Source organism: Streptomyces sp. NPDC091282, assembly GCF_044757385.1.
In the GTDB taxonomy this organism is placed as follows: Bacteria; Actinomycetota; Actinomycetes; order Streptomycetales; family Streptomycetaceae; genus Streptomyces; species Streptomyces gramineus.
In genome coordinates this window covers 676,429-689,449 of sequence record NZ_JBIVUX010000001.1, presented here as the reverse complement: position 1 = coordinate 689,449, position 13,021 = coordinate 676,429, and the positions used below count along the sequence as shown (strand labels likewise).

Below are 13,021 nucleotides of genomic sequence, written 5' to 3'. Positions count from 1 at the left end.
TGCGCCGGAGATCCAGGAACGATCCAGGAACCGCGCAGGGGGAAAGCACGTGCTCGAACTCACCATGGCCTCCGTGTCCGGGGACGCGGGCGAAACGGCCGGCATGCTCATGGCCGACGCGCCCAGCGAACCGGGCGCCGTGCTGCGCGTGGGCCGTGATGCCTCCGTCTGCCGCCTCGCGACGCCCGACGACTGGCTGTTCGTCTCCCGGGTGCACCTGGAGTTCCTGTGCGGATCCGAGGGCGGCTGGCAGGTCACCTGGCTGCGCGGCTCGCAGGCCGAACCGTCCTCCGAGGTGCTGCTGAAGGTCGGCGAGTACGCCCAGGCCATCGGGTACGGCGTCTCGGTCGCGCTGCCCCGGGGCGGCTCCGGCGAGATCGTCGTCCGGGACCGCACCGCCCCGCGCAGCGTCAACGTGGGCTTCTACCACGAGGCTTGAGAACCGCCCCCGGGTCCTCGCCTAGGCCAGGACCCGGGCCAGGGCGAAGCCGTCGTAGCCCTTGCTGCCGACCGTCTGGATCGCCGTACCGCTCAGCCTCGGGTGGGTGGCGATCAGCTCGATCGCGGCACGGGTGCCGACCACGTCCGGTGCGGTGCTCCCCGCGTCGATCACCCGGCCCTCGCGCACCACGTTGTCGAGGACGATCAGGCTGCCCGCGCGGGTCAGCCGCAGCGCCCACTCCACGTAGTGCGGGTTGTTGGCCTTGTCGGCGTCGATGAAGACCAGGTCGAAGGGGGCCGGGTTCTCGTCGGCGAGCTTGGGCAGCGACTCCAGGGCCGGGCCGACCCGCACCTCGACGATCCGCTCCAGTCCGGCGCGGGCGATGTTGCGGACCGCCACCTCGGCGTGCCGGGCGCTGTACTCCAGCGAGATCAGCCTGCCGTCGGCGGGCAGCGCGCGGGCCAGCCAGATCGTGCTGTACCCGCCGAGCGTGCCGATCTCCAGGATGTTCCGGGCGTCCTGGATCTGCGCGAGGAGCTGCAGCAGCTTGCCCTGGCCGGGCGTCACGCCGATGGGCGGGAGGTCGCCGGCCTCGCTCTCGCGCAGGGCCGCCTGGAGCACCTCGTCGTCCGGTGAGAGCTGGCTGGTGAAGTAGAAGTCGACGTCGTCCCAGAGCTGAGAGCCGCTCATGCGTCCGCTGCCTTTCCGATGTCCGTAACTGCCCGCTGACAGCTATCTGCCTAGCACTACCGAGACGGTGGACGACCAGACGACCCACCGCCCCGGTACCGTACGGAACTCAGCCGCCCGACGCACGGGGCGAATCGCCGACAGGCCCTAGCGAGGCGCTTCGAGGGACGGCGGCGAACCGGGCAGCGGCCTGCCCGCCGTCTCCTTCATCCGCCAGGCCGCGAAGCCGCCGACGACCGCCGCCGCCATCATGTAGTAGGCGGGCATCATCATGTCGCCGGTCGCGCCGATCAGCGCGGTCACCACCAGCGGGGTCGTGCCGCCGAAGAGGGACACCGAGACGTTGAAGCCGACGGACAGGGAGCCGTAGCGGACCCGGGTCGGGAACAGGGCCGGGAGCGCCGCCGGCATCGCCGCCGTGAAGCAGACCAGCAGCAGGCCGAGGGCGGCCATGCCGAGGCCGACCGCGGCCAGGCTGCCCTGGCGGATCAGGAGCAGTGCCGGGACGGACAGGAGCAGGAAGCCCGCGCAGCCCGCCGCGATCACGGGACGGCGGCCGACACGGTCGGTCAGCGCGCCGGCGAACGGCTGGACGATCATCATCAGGGTCATGACGGCGAGGACCACCAGCAGACCGTGCGTCTCGTCGTACTTCAGCTCGCTGGTCAGGTAGCTCGGCATGTACGACAGCAGCATGTAGTCCGTGACGTTGAAGACCAGGACCAGGGCCACGCACAGCAGCAGGGACCGCCACTGGCCGGTGATCATCTCGCGGAGGGGGACCTTCGGGCGGGAGGACTCGGCCTTCTCGACCTCGGCGGCGAAGGCCGGGGTCTCCTCCAGGCGCATCCGCAGGTAGAGGCCGATGATGCCCATCGGGCCCGCGATCAGGAACGGGATGCGCCAGCCCCAGGAGGTGAGGTCGCCGTCGGAGAGCAGGGCCGTCATCAGGGTGACCAGGCCCGCGCCGCCGATGTAGCCGGCCAGCGTGCCGAACTCCAGCCAGCTGCCGAAGAAGCCGCGCCTCTTGTCCGGCGCGTACTCGGCGATGAACGTGGACGCGCCCGCGTACTCGCCGCCGGTGGAGAAGCCCTGCACCAGCCGGGCGGCGAGCAGCAGTACGGGGGCGCCGACGCCGATCGTCGCGTACGAGGGGATCAGGCCGATCGCGAAGGTGCCGGCCGCCATCATGATCATGGTGACGGCGAGGACCTTCTGGCGGCCCACGCGGTCGCCGAGCGGGCCGAAGACCATGCCGCCGAGCGGGCGGACCAGGAAGGCCGCGGCGAAGGCGCCGAACGTGGACAGCAGCTGGGCGGTCGGGTTGCCGGACGGGAAGAAGACCTTGCCCAGCGTCACCGCGATATAGCTGTAGACGCCGAAGTCGAACCACTCCATGGCGTTGCCGAGCGCGGCCGCCTTCACGGCACGCCTGACCAGCGCGGGGTCGGTGACGGTCGGCGCGGGTGCGGCCCTGCGGGGGCCGGGGACCGGGACGGACGGGGTGACGGCTGTGGCGGTCGCCAAAACGGGGCTCGCCTACCTTTCGACGGGGACAGGGGCGTGGCCCGTACGGCGCCGGACGGGTCGGAAAGCGACGATAGGAGGCTTAGGGCCGGTTACGTCGCGTACATACATCCGTGCATTGTGCAGCTAAATGCGGTGTATGCAGGCACGTCTGCCCGCTCCGGCGCCCGTATGCGAGCCGCCGACTGTGATCCTTGTCGCGCTCCGGAGGCGCAACCGCACGGAGAATCCGCCCCCCGGGGCGATCGCGGGCCGGCATCGCGGGCCGGGGGGGCGGGGCGGCGGGCGGCCGGGGGCGGCCGGCCCGCGGGCCGTCACAGCCGCTGGAGGATCGTCCCGGTGGCCAGGCCGCCGCCCGCGCACATGGTCACCAGGGCGAACTCCTTGTCCGTGCGCTCCAGTTCGTGCAGGGCGGTGGTGATCAGGCGGGCGCCCGTGGCCCCCACCGGGTGGCCCAGCGCGATGGCGCCGCCGTTGACGTTGACCTTGTCCAGGCTCTGTCCGAAGACCTGGGCCCAGCTCAGCACCACCGACGCGAACGCCTCGTTGATCTCGACCAGGTCGATGTCCGCGAGGGTCATGCCGGCCTTGCCGAGCACGGCCCGGGTCGCGTCGATCGGGCCGTCGAGGTGGAAGTGCGGATCGGCGCCGACCAGGGCCTGGGCGACGATCCGGGCCCGCGGGCGCAGCTTCAGGGCGCGGGCCATCCGCTTCGACGCCCACATGACGGCCGCGGCGCCGTCGGAGATCTGCGAGGAGTTGCCCGCGGTGTGCACCGCCGTCGGCATCACCGGCTTCAGGCCGGCGAGCGCCTCCGGTGACGTGTCGCGCAGGCCCTCGTCCTTGTCGACCAGGCGCCACATGCCCTGTCCGGCGTGCTGCTCCTCCTCCGTCGTCGGCACCTGCACCGCGTAGGTCTCCCGCTTGAAGCGTTCCTCGGCCCAGGCGTGCGCCGCCCGCTCCTGCGAGAGCAGTCCGAGCGCGTCGACGTCGTCCCTGCTCAGGCCTCGGTGGCGGGCGATGCGTTCGGCGGCCTCGAACTGGTTGGGCAGGTCGACGTTCCACTCGTCGGGGAAGGGCTTGCCCGGCCCGTGCTTGGAGCCGGAGCCCAGCGGCACCCGCGACATGGCCTCCACGCCGCAGCTGATCCCGACGTCGATGACCCCGGCGGCGATCATGTTCGCGGTCATGTGGGCGGCCTGCTGCGAGGAGCCGCACTGGCAGTCGACGGTCGTGGCCGCGGTCTCGTAGGGCAGTCCGACGGTCAGCCAGGCCGTACGCGCGGGGTTCATGGACTGCTCGCCGGCGTGGGTCACCGTGCCGCCGACGATCTGCTCGACGCAGTCGGCGGGGATGCCGGTGCGGCCGAGGAGTTCACGGTAGGTCTCGCCCAGGAGATAGGCGGGATGCAGGTTGGCGAGCGCGCCGCCGCGCCTGCCGATGGGGGTGCGTACGGCTTCGACGATCACGGGTTCCGCGGCCATGGGGGCTCGGTCCTCTCCTCGGTCGCCCGCGCGGCGCAGGGGCGTCCCGGCCCGGCCCGCCACGCAGAACTAGAACGCGTACTAGTTCTGGGTGCAGTCTGCTGACAGGCCGTCCACAACCGCAAGAGGGGTGCACGCAATTGGGGCGACCATGCCCCTTGCTACTTGTAGAACCCGTTACTACCTTCACCGGCAACCGGCCCGTTCTGATGGCCCGTCAGAACGTGTCGGGGTGTCCGTATCCAGGTTCGTACACGGTGGGAGTGAGCCGCCATGCCCTGTCCCGCGCTGCCCGACGGGTTCGACCTCACCGACCCCGACCTGCTCCATCGCCGGGTGCCGCTGCCGGAGTTCGCCGAACTGCGCCGGGCGGAACCGGTCCGCTGGATCGAACAGCCGCACGGCGTCGCCGGTTTCGCGGACGACGGCTACTGGGCCGTCACCCGCCACGCGGACGTCAAGTACGTCTCCACGCACCCGGAACTCTTCTCGTCCTGGCTCAACACGGCGATCATCCGCTTCACCGAGCACATCCCGCGGGACGCGATCGACGCCCAGCGGCTGATCCTGCTGAACATGGACCCGCCCGAGCACACCCGGGTCCGCCAGATCGTCCAGCGCGGCTTCACGCCCCGCTCCATCCGCGCCCTGGAGGACCGGCTGCGCGCCCGCGCGCTGGCCATCACCGACGCGGCCCGCGCCCACGCGGGCCCCTTCGACTTCGTCACCGAGGTCGCCTGCGAGCTCCCCCTCCAGGCGATCGCCGAACTGATCGGCATCCCCCAGGACGACCGGGCCAAGATCTTCGACTGGTCCAACAAGATGATCTCCTACGACGACCCGGAGTACGCGATCACCGAGGAGGTGGGCGCCGAGTCGGCCACCGAACTGATCGCCTACGCGATGAACATGGCCGCCGACCGCAAGCGGTGCCCGGCCGCGGACATCGTCTCCACGCTGGTGGCCGCCGAGGACGAGGGCAACCTGAACTCCGACGAGTTCGGCTTCTTCGTGCTCATGCTCGCGGTCGCCGGGAACGAGACCACCCGCAACGCCATCACGCACGGCATGCACGCCTTCCTCACCCACCCCGAGGCCTGGGACCTCTACAAGCGCGAGCGTCCCTCGACCGCCGCCGAGGAGATCGTCCGCTGGGCCACCCCGGTCAACTCCTTCCAGCGCACCGCCACCCAGGACACCGAGCTGGGCGGCAAGCTGATCCGCAAGGGCGACCGGGTCGGCGTCTTCTACGCCTCGGCCAACCATGACCCCGAGGTCTTCACCGACCCCGGCACCTTCGACATCACCCGCGACCCCAACCCCCACCTCGGCTTCGGCGGCGGCGGACCGCACTACTGCCTGGGCAAGTCCCTCGCGGTGCTGGAGATCGACCTGATCTTCCACGCGATAGCCGACGCGATGCCCGGCCTGCGGCTGGTCGGCGACCCGGACCGGCTGCGCTCGGCGTGGATCAACGGGGTGAAGCACCTGAGGGTCACCACGGCATGACCCCTCGACCCGGGCCGACGGCTCCCGGCGCCGCCGGCCCGCCCCGAGGGAGGCAGGAGCAACCTCTTCCTACGCCCCGTTCCTGCCTCCCCCGAGGCGCCGGCCGCCGCGCCGTCCCGTCCCGCCCGTCACTCCCGCCCGGACGTCACCACCGCCAGCACTCCGGAGACCGCCGCCGCGGCGAGCAGCGGCACGCCGAGGCCGTGGTGCAGGACCAGCCAGGCGCCCAGGACCGCGCCCGCGATCAGCGCGAGGACCGCGGCCACCCGGCGCGGTGAACGCGGCCTGGTGGCGTCGCCGAGGTGCGACTCGGCGACGAGACCCGTCAGGGTCGTGGTCAGGACCGTGGTCGCCGTCAGGTCGGGGACACCGAGCTTGCGGACGTTCGCGTTGCGCAGCCCCATCGCGAAGGCGGTCAGCCCGATCAGGGTGTACGTCGTCGCCGTCCCGCCGGTCCGGGTCAGCGCCACCACGGCCGCCGCGGCCACCAGGACCGCCTCGGCCGCCAGTGTCGCCCGCATCCAGCGTCTGCGGGAACCGCCGCCGAACCGGGCCGCGACCCGGCCGCCGGTCGCCGCGCCCAGCAGGAAGGCGGCCAGGGAGGCCGCCGAGTGGGGGACGGAGAAGCCCGGCGCCCCGGCGGCCGCGAAGCCGAGGACCACCACGTTGCCGGTCATGTTCGCGGTGAAGACATGGCCGAGACCGAGATAGCTGACGGCGTCGATCATGCCGCTCAGCACGGTCAGGGCCAGCAGCACGAACACCAGCCGCACCCCGCGGGTGCCGGGCTCGCGGGTCGGTGTCGCCGTGGGCATCGCACCTCCGGTGGGGTCTGCGCCGGGCCGGGCGGCCGGGGCCCGTGGGCTCCCGGGCATCAGTGCACCACGTCAGGACACACGTCGGCACCCTCGCCCGGGAGGAGGGGGGCGAGGGTGCCGAGATGCGGTGGAGCGGGCGGCCGGCTCAGTACCAGCCGTTGGCCTGCCAGAAGCTCCAGGCGGCCGTGGGGCTGCCGTAGCGGGAGTTCATGTAGTCCAGGCCCCACTTGATCTGGGTGGCCGGGTTCGTCTTCCAGTCGGAGCCCGCGGACGCCATCTTCGAGCCCGGCAGCGCCTGGACCAGGCCGTAGGCGCCGGAGGAGCCGTTGGTGGCGCTGGGGTTCCAGCCGCTCTCGTGCGAGACGATCTTGCTGAACGCGGCGAACTGTGCGGCGTCCGGGATCATCTTGTGCGCGATCGCCTGGGCGGAGGAGGCCGAGCCGGTGGCGGCCTGGGCGGGCGCCGCGCTCAGTGCCATGCCGGCGGTGGCGGCGGCCACGGCGGCGGCGGTGAGGACCTTCTTCGGGGAGGCGACGCGACGGATGATGGACACGGACACGGAGAACCTCGTTCGTCGGGGACAGGGGGCCGCCGTGCTCCGGAACCACCCGTGGGCGGTGACCGTGTGCGTCGGCTCCGCGGCCCGGTGGGGCCGGTGGTGCCTGGCGACGTCGTCCAGAGAAGCAGCCCGCCGAACCGTCCGCAATCACCCCTTTTACTAGTTGTGGTCGCATACGCGCGTGCCGGCCGTCGTGTGGCGTGGCTCTCAAAGCGCAGGTCACGGCCCTGGCGAAGCGGACATTCCGGGACGGGCGGACTACGGTCCGGGATCGTAGGTGACCTGGGTCATGTGGGGTGCTTCACCGGCCGCGTCACCGGACGCGTACGACGCCTCACGCGCCGGGGTCGTCGAAGGTGACCGCGGTCTCGAATGCGGCCCGCCGGGTCGCCCGGCGCAGCGCCCGCAGCAGCGCCGGCCCCAGGACGAGGGTGAGGACCACCGTGCACAGGGCCCGGCCCAGGTTCCAGCCCATCGCGGTGGCCAGGCTGTAGGCGAGGAACCGGGCCAGGTTGGCGGCGGGTCCGGCGTCCGGGTCGAAGGCGATGTTCGAGGCGGTGCCGGACAGCAGCGGCCAGCCGGCCAGGTCCACGACCATGCCGTAGCCGAACGCGGCCACGAAGCCGTACGCCGCCAGCAGCACCGGTTCGGCGCGCCCGCGCAGCCGCCCGGCGCCCGGCAGCAGCCCGGCACCCATGGTGAACCAGCCCATCGCCAGCATCTGGAACGGCAGCCACGGCCCCACCCCGCCGGTGAGCAGCGCCGACGCGAACATGGTCAGCGAGCCGAGGACGAACCCGAAGCCCGGCCCCAGCACCCGCCCGCTGAGCACCATCAGGAAGAACATCGGCTCGATCCCGGCGGTGCCCGCGCCGATCGGCCGCAGCGCGGCGCCCGTCGCGGCCAGCACGCCCAGCATGGCGACCGCCTTCGGGCCGAGCCCAGACTCGGAGATCGTCGCCCCGAGCACGGCGACCAGCAGGAGCAGCAGGCCCGCGAAGAGCCAGGGCGCGTCCTGGGCGTGCGAGGTGATCCGGGAGCCGGGCGGGGCGAGGAGGGGCCAGCCGACGGCGACCGCGCCGACGGCGCTGACGAGGAGCAGGGCGGCCAGCGAACGCGGGCCGAGGCGTACCGGTCCGGTCATGCCAGCGCCTCCCGCACCTGGGCGACGGTCAGCCACCGCTGCGGGGCGAGGATCTTCGTCACCTGCGGCGCGAAGGACGGCGAGGACACCACGATGTCGTCCGTGGGCCCGTCCGCGATCACCTCGCCCTCCGCGAGCAGCACGACCCGGTGCGCGATCTCCGCGGCCAGCTCCACGTCATGGGTGGCCAGCACGATCGCGTGCCCCTCGGCGGCGAGCCCGCGCAACACGCCGACCAGCCGCGCCTTCGCCGCGTAGTCCAGGCCCCGGGTCGGCTCGTCCAGCAGGAGCAGCGGCGGCCGGGCGGTCAGCACCACGGCCAGCGCCAGCGCCAGCCGCTGCCCCTCGGAGAGATCACGGGGATGGGTGTCGTCCCCGACCCCGGGGAGCAGCCCGGACACCAGCGCGCGGCAGGTCCCCGGCGCCGCCGCGGCGTCCCGGTCGGCGGCCGCGCACTCGGCGCCGACCGTGTCGGCGTACAGCAGGTCGCGGGGTTCCTGCGGGACCAGTCCGACCAGGCGCACCAGGTCGCGCGGGCGGGTGCGGTGCGGGACCGCGCCGCCGACCCGGACCGTCCCGGCGGACGGCTCCACCAGCCCGACCAGGGCGCCCAGCAGCGTGGACTTGCCGGCGCCGTTGCGGCCCATGAGGGCGACGGTCTCACCGGGCGCGACGGTGAGCCCGACATCGCACAGCGCGTCCACCCGGTCCCGGCGGACGGCGAGCGAGCGGACCTCGGCGAGCGGCGCGACACCGGACCCGGACCCGGCCTCGGCCCGGCCGGCGGGCCTGCGGAGCCCGCCCCGCCACCGCTGCCCCGCAGCGGAGGCGGCGGGCCGGGCCCCGCTCTCCCCGGCCGCGGGGGCGGCCGGGGTGCGCTGGGCCGGGATCCGTCCGGCGAGCCGCTCCCGCAGTCCGGCCGCCCGGCGGCGGGCGTCACGGACGGTCATCGGCAGCGGCGACCAGCCGGCCAGCCGCCCCAGCTCCACCACCGGCGGGGACACCGGCGACACGGCCATCACCTCGGCGGGCGTCCCGCACACCGGCACCGCCCCCGGCCCGGGAAGCAGCACCACCCGGTCGGCGTACTGCACCACCCGCTCCAGCCGGTGCTCGGCCAGGAACACCGTGGTCCCCAGGTCGTGCACCAGCCGCTGCAGCACGGCCAGCACCTCCTCGGCGGCGGCCGGGTCGAGCGCGGAGGTCGGCTCGTCGAGGACCAGGACCTCCGGATGCGGGGTGAGCACCGACCCGATCGCGACCCGCTGCCGCTGTCCGCCGGAGAGCGTGGCGATCGCCCGGTCCCGCAGCCCGTCCAGCCCGAGCAGGTCGAGGGTCTCCTCCACCCGCCGCCGCATCACGGCCGGAGCGATCCCGAGCGACTCCATCCCGTAGGCGAGTTCGTCCTCCACCGTGGCGGTCACGAAGTGCGCGAGCGGATCCTGGCCCACCGTGCCGACGACGTCGGCGAGTTCGCGCGGCCTGTGCGTGCGGGTGTCCCGCCCCGCGACCGTGACCCGGCCGCGCAGCGTCCCCCCGGTGAAGTGCGGCACCAGTCCGCTCACGGAGTTCAGGACCGTCGACTTGCCGGTGCCGGAGGGGCCGACCAGCAGGACCAGTTCGCCTTCGGGCACCTCGAAGTCGACACCGCGGACGGCCGGTCCGGCGGCGCCCTCGTACGTCACGGAGACGTCCTCGAAACGGATCACGACGGCTCCTTCGGTACGACCAGGGCGGGCAGCAGGCCGAGCAGCACGGCGGCCGCCGGCCACAGCGGAAGCGTGGGGGCGACCAGCGGAATCACCCCGGGGTGCAGGGCGTCCGGATCCCGTACCGCGGCCAGCGCCAGCAGTCCGGCGACGGCCGCGCCCGATCCGGACACCAGCCAGGCCCGGACGTCCCAGGGGTCCGGCCGGTAGCGGGTGCGCAGCGAACGGCGGCCGCCGAGCCGCAGCCCCGCCAGCGCGGCCGCCGCCCCGGCCGGCAGCAGGAGCAGTCCGTAGCCGCCGCCGTCGGCGGTGAGCAGCGCGTACGTTCCCGCGCACACCCCGAGCAGCCCGCCGAGGGTCAGCGCGGCCGTCGTACGGCGGACCCGGTCCGGTACGTCGGCTCCGCGGCCGAACCCGCGCGCGTCCATGGCGGCGGCGAGGGCCACCGAACGTTCCAGCGCGCCCTCCAGGACCGGCAGTCCGACCTGGAGCAGGCCCCGCACACCGGAGTCGGGGCGGCCCCGCAGCCGGCGGGCGGCACGCAGCCGCCGCACGTCGGCGATCAGGTTCGGCGCGAAGGTGAGGGCGACGACCACCGCCACGCCCAGCTCGTACAGGGCGCCGGGCAGCGACTTGAGGAGACGGGCCGGGTCGGCGAGCGCGTTCGCGGCGCCGACGCAGATCAGCAGGGTGGCGATCCGAAGGCCGTCGTAGAGGGCGAAGACCAGCGCCTCGGCGCTCACCCGGCCGCCGAGCCGGATGCCCTGCGCCCAGTGGGGGAGCGGGATCTCGGGGAGGGTGACGATCGTGTGCGAGCCGGGCACGGGGGAGCCGAGGAAGACGGTGAAGGCGAGCCGGACCAGCAGGACGGCGACGGCGAGCCGTGCGAAGGCGGTGTAGGAACGGGCGCCCTGCGTCCGGCTCCGGCAGACGGCCACGACGTAGCCGGTGACCGCGACGAGCAGGCCGAGCAGGAGCGGATTGCCCGTCCGCGAGGCGGCCACCCCGAGCGACAGCGCCCACAGCCACCAGGCACCGGGATGCAGGCCGCGCGGACGCCGGGACCGGGGCACGGGCGGCTTCACCCGTATCCGGTCACCGGTCGCGCCCCGGAGGGACGGGGCGCCCTCGGCGGCCGGGCGACCGTCCCGGTCACCCATCCCGGCGCCGCCGCGCCTGCCAGAAGGCGCCCGCTGCGACCACCACGACCACTCCCGCTCCGGCCAGCAGCCCCACCGACGGCCCGCTCCCGGACGAGCCGTTCGCCGGGGAGCCGTCGCCGGCCGCCACCTTCTCCCCGCACCCCTTCGCGGGATACCCGCCGATCGCGCAGAGCAGCGCGTTCGTGTCGTACCGCAGCGGCTTGGCCACCGCGGCCAGCGCCTCCGCGGCCGTCGCGTCCCGCGCCACCACCGCGCACGCGGTGCGCCGGTCGGGGGGCCGCTGCGCGGACGGCGCGTCCGCGGCCGTACCGAAGTCGATGACCAGCCCCACCCGCTTCCTGCCCGGCACCGCGGCCGTGCCGGCGCAGATCGCCGTGAAGTCCGCCGTCCCGCGGGGCCGCGTCGCGTCGCCCGAGTCCTCGCTCACCGCGAACCGGTACCCCTCGACCGCGCCGTCGTCCGGCTGCGCGGTGGCGGGGCCCTGCGTCGCGTACGTCCACCGCGAACCGTCCCGCTCCCAGAAGGACCAGTAGCGGTAACCGGCGGCCTGCGCCGGCGCGGCCGCCGCGAGCAGGACCAGCGCGGTGACGGCGAGCAGCGCCGCACGGCGGACGGCGGTCACGGCTGCCGCTTCCGGCGCCCGCTGAGCAGGAAGCCGATGCCGACGCCGGCGACCAGCCCGGTACCGACGATCCACCAGAGTCCGGCGCCCGACGACTTCTTCTTCTCCGCCTTCTCACCGGTACGGGCGGCCGCGGGGGCCGGGCCGGTCGCGGCGAGCGCCGCCACCAGGTCCGTACCGCCGAAGTCGCGCGGGTCCGCGCCCATCGCGTGCGCCGCGAAGATCAGCTCCGCCCAGGCCGCGGGCCCGCTCTGCTTCGCCCACGGCGCGGCATGCGCCTCCAGCCAGGCGTACGGCCGCTGCGCGGACCCGGTCGAGCCCTGCGCGGCCATGGCCACGACCGCGTCGGCGGTGTTGCCGTAGTCCGGCTGCGCCTTGGCGCCGGCGAGCGCGGAGAGCAGGTAGCCCTTGGCGTGTGTGGCCTGCGCCAGGTACGCGGCGCCGTTGCGGGCCACGTCCGCCGGTGCCGGCGAGCCGCCCAGGCCGGTGCAGGCGGGAGCGTCCGCCGCCGCCTTGCCCGCGGTCGTCACGAACCCCTTGCCGAGGACGCCGAGCACCCCGGCCGCCGTCGCGTCCGCGTTGGCCGCGAGCCCGCCCTTCTTGTCCGGCTGGTAGGCGAGCGCGCCGCCGCCGTCCTTGCCGCACGGGACCGACCACGTGGCGAGCAGGTCGCCGGCCGCCTTGTCCGGGCTCTCACCGGCCGCCGTGAGCGCGCCGGTCACCACGGCCGTGGAGTTGGTGTCGCTGGGCGAGCCCGGCGTGTATCCCCAGCCGCCGTCCTTGTTCCGCTGCGCCTTCAGCCAGGTCAGCGCCTTGCCGACGGCGTCGTCGTGGCCGCCGAGCGCGGTCAGCGCCTGGACGGCGGCGGCCGTGCTGTTCGTGTCGACGGGCACCTTCGCGCCGCAGGCCGCGTCCGGCTGGGCGCGGAACGCCGCGTACGCGCCGTTCGCGCACTGCTGCCCGGTCAGCCAGTCCACCGCCTTCGCGGCCGGCGTCACGCCCACCGTGTGCTGGGCGAGCAGGGCCAGCGACTGGCGCCAGACACCGTCGTACTGAGGGTCCGTACGGCCGAACAGTCCCGACGGGAGCACCGCGGAGGCGGACGGGGACGGGGAGTCGGCGGCCGTCGCGGTGACGGCGGGCGTGGCGGCGCCGATGACGGCGGCGGCGGCCAGCACCGCTGCGCTGCGGCGGAGGACGGTCATGATCGGCGGGTGCCTCTCCCTGCGGGGAGCCGGGCAGCGCGGGACGACCCGGCGGCTCGGCTCCGTGAACCTCGGTGCCGTGCGCCGACGGGTGACGGCGCACCTGAGCCGATCAACGTCCCGCGCGGGGTGGTCCGGCCCACCGCCGG

At 74.1% G+C, this 13,021-nt stretch carries 12 protein-coding genes; 2 read left to right on the top strand and 10 right to left on the bottom strand.

From position 1 onward, the window contains the following. Window positions 1–49: 49 nt before the first annotated feature. Window positions 50–439, top strand: coding sequence for a hypothetical protein (locus ACIQOE_RS03150; protein WP_351325483.1), 390 nt, complete (start codon window positions 50–52; stop codon window positions 437–439). A gap of 21 nt (window positions 440–460) precedes the next feature. On the opposite strand, the gene ACIQOE_RS03145 is transcribed toward ACIQOE_RS03150, so the two are convergent. The 3 genes from ACIQOE_RS03145 to ACIQOE_RS03135 form a co-directional block, all read right to left on the bottom strand. Beyond that, the gene (locus ACIQOE_RS03145) at window positions 461–1,132 is read right to left on the bottom strand and encodes an O-methyltransferase (RefSeq protein ID WP_351325485.1); all 672 of its coding nucleotides are present in this window, start codon (window positions 1,130–1,132) and stop codon (window positions 461–463) included. Window positions 1,133–1,279: 147 nt separating this feature from the next. Then, window positions 1,280–2,659, bottom strand: coding sequence for a glycine betaine/L-proline transporter ProP (proP, locus tag ACIQOE_RS03140; RefSeq protein ID WP_401409314.1), 1,380 nt, complete (start codon window positions 2,657–2,659; stop codon window positions 1,280–1,282). Between the two features lie 314 nt (window positions 2,660–2,973). After that, window positions 2,974–4,143, bottom strand: a complete 1,170-nt coding sequence (locus ACIQOE_RS03135) for a steroid 3-ketoacyl-CoA thiolase (RefSeq protein WP_365561631.1) — start codon at window positions 4,141–4,143, stop codon at window positions 2,974–2,976. Window positions 4,144–4,416: 273 nt separating this feature from the next. Here ACIQOE_RS03135 and ACIQOE_RS03130 point away from each other — a divergent pair, with 273 nt between their 5' ends. Next, window positions 4,417–5,652 (top strand): cytochrome P450, encoded by a 1,236-nt coding sequence (locus tag ACIQOE_RS03130; protein ID WP_351325492.1) that lies wholly within the window; start codon window positions 4,417–4,419, stop codon window positions 5,650–5,652. A gap of 128 nt (window positions 5,653–5,780) precedes the next feature. Here ACIQOE_RS03130 and ACIQOE_RS03125 read toward each other — a convergent pair whose 3' ends face one another. The 7 genes from ACIQOE_RS03125 to ACIQOE_RS03095 all read right to left on the bottom strand — a co-directional run bounded on the left by ACIQOE_RS03125 (window position 5,781) and on the right by ACIQOE_RS03095 (window position 12,872). Then, on the bottom strand, window positions 5,781–6,467 hold the full coding sequence (locus tag ACIQOE_RS03125) for a YoaK family protein (protein ID WP_365561637.1): 687 nt from the start codon (window positions 6,465–6,467) through the stop codon (window positions 5,781–5,783). A gap of 148 nt (window positions 6,468–6,615) precedes the next feature. Further along, window positions 6,616–7,029: a transglycosylase SLT domain-containing protein gene (locus ACIQOE_RS03120; RefSeq protein ID WP_351325495.1), complete on the bottom strand. Its 414-nt coding sequence runs from the start codon at window positions 7,027–7,029 to the stop codon at window positions 6,616–6,618. A 334-nt stretch (window positions 7,030–7,363) separates the two neighbouring features. Continuing rightward, entirely contained in the window at window positions 7,364–8,173 is an 810-nt protein-coding gene (locus ACIQOE_RS03115) for an ECF transporter S component (RefSeq protein ID WP_351325497.1), read from the bottom strand. Beyond that, the gene (locus ACIQOE_RS03110) at window positions 8,170–9,882 is read right to left on the bottom strand and encodes an ABC transporter ATP-binding protein (RefSeq protein ID WP_399008250.1); all 1,713 of its coding nucleotides are present in this window, start codon (window positions 9,880–9,882) and stop codon (window positions 8,170–8,172) included. The genes ACIQOE_RS03115 and ACIQOE_RS03110 overlap by 4 nt, the downstream gene beginning before the upstream one ends. Next, entirely contained in the window at window positions 9,879–11,042 is a 1,164-nt protein-coding gene (locus tag ACIQOE_RS03105) for an energy-coupling factor transporter transmembrane component T (protein WP_401409307.1), read from the bottom strand. The genes ACIQOE_RS03110 and ACIQOE_RS03105 overlap by 4 nt, the downstream gene beginning before the upstream one ends. Continuing rightward, window positions 11,035–11,667, bottom strand: a complete 633-nt coding sequence (locus ACIQOE_RS03100) for an SCO2322 family protein (protein ID WP_351325503.1) — start codon at window positions 11,665–11,667, stop codon at window positions 11,035–11,037. Before ACIQOE_RS03100 ends, ACIQOE_RS03105 begins: the two co-directional genes overlap by 8 nt. After that, window positions 11,664–12,872 (bottom strand): prenyltransferase/squalene oxidase repeat-containing protein, encoded by a 1,209-nt coding sequence (locus ACIQOE_RS03095; protein WP_401409303.1) that lies wholly within the window; start codon window positions 12,870–12,872, stop codon window positions 11,664–11,666. The genes ACIQOE_RS03100 and ACIQOE_RS03095 overlap by 4 nt, the downstream gene beginning before the upstream one ends. Window positions 12,873–13,021 lie beyond the last annotated feature (149 nt).

Excerpts from the sequence above, each read along its gene's own strand:
- ACIQOE_RS03135 (WP_365561631.1), bottom strand. The coding sequence starts at position 4,143 with ATGGCCGCGGAACCCGTGATCGTCGAAGCCGTACGCACCCCCATCGGC.
- ACIQOE_RS03115 (WP_351325497.1), bottom strand. The coding sequence starts at position 8,173 with ATGACCGGACCGGTACGCCTCGGCCCGCGTTCGCTGGCCGCCCTGCTC.
- ACIQOE_RS03130 (WP_351325492.1), top strand. The coding sequence starts at position 4,417 with ATGCCCTGTCCCGCGCTGCCCGACGGGTTCGACCTCACCGACCCCGAC.
- ACIQOE_RS03095 (WP_401409303.1), bottom strand. The coding sequence starts at position 12,872 with ATGACCGTCCTCCGCCGCAGCGCAGCGGTGCTGGCCGCCGCCGCCGTC.
- ACIQOE_RS03105 (WP_401409307.1), bottom strand. The coding sequence starts at position 11,042 with ATGGGTGACCGGGACGGTCGCCCGGCCGCCGAGGGCGCCCCGTCCCTC.
- ACIQOE_RS03145 (WP_351325485.1), bottom strand. The coding sequence starts at position 1,132 with ATGAGCGGCTCTCAGCTCTGGGACGACGTCGACTTCTACTTCACCAGC.
- ACIQOE_RS03125 (WP_365561637.1), bottom strand. The coding sequence starts at position 6,467 with ATGCCCACGGCGACACCGACCCGCGAGCCCGGCACCCGCGGGGTGCGG.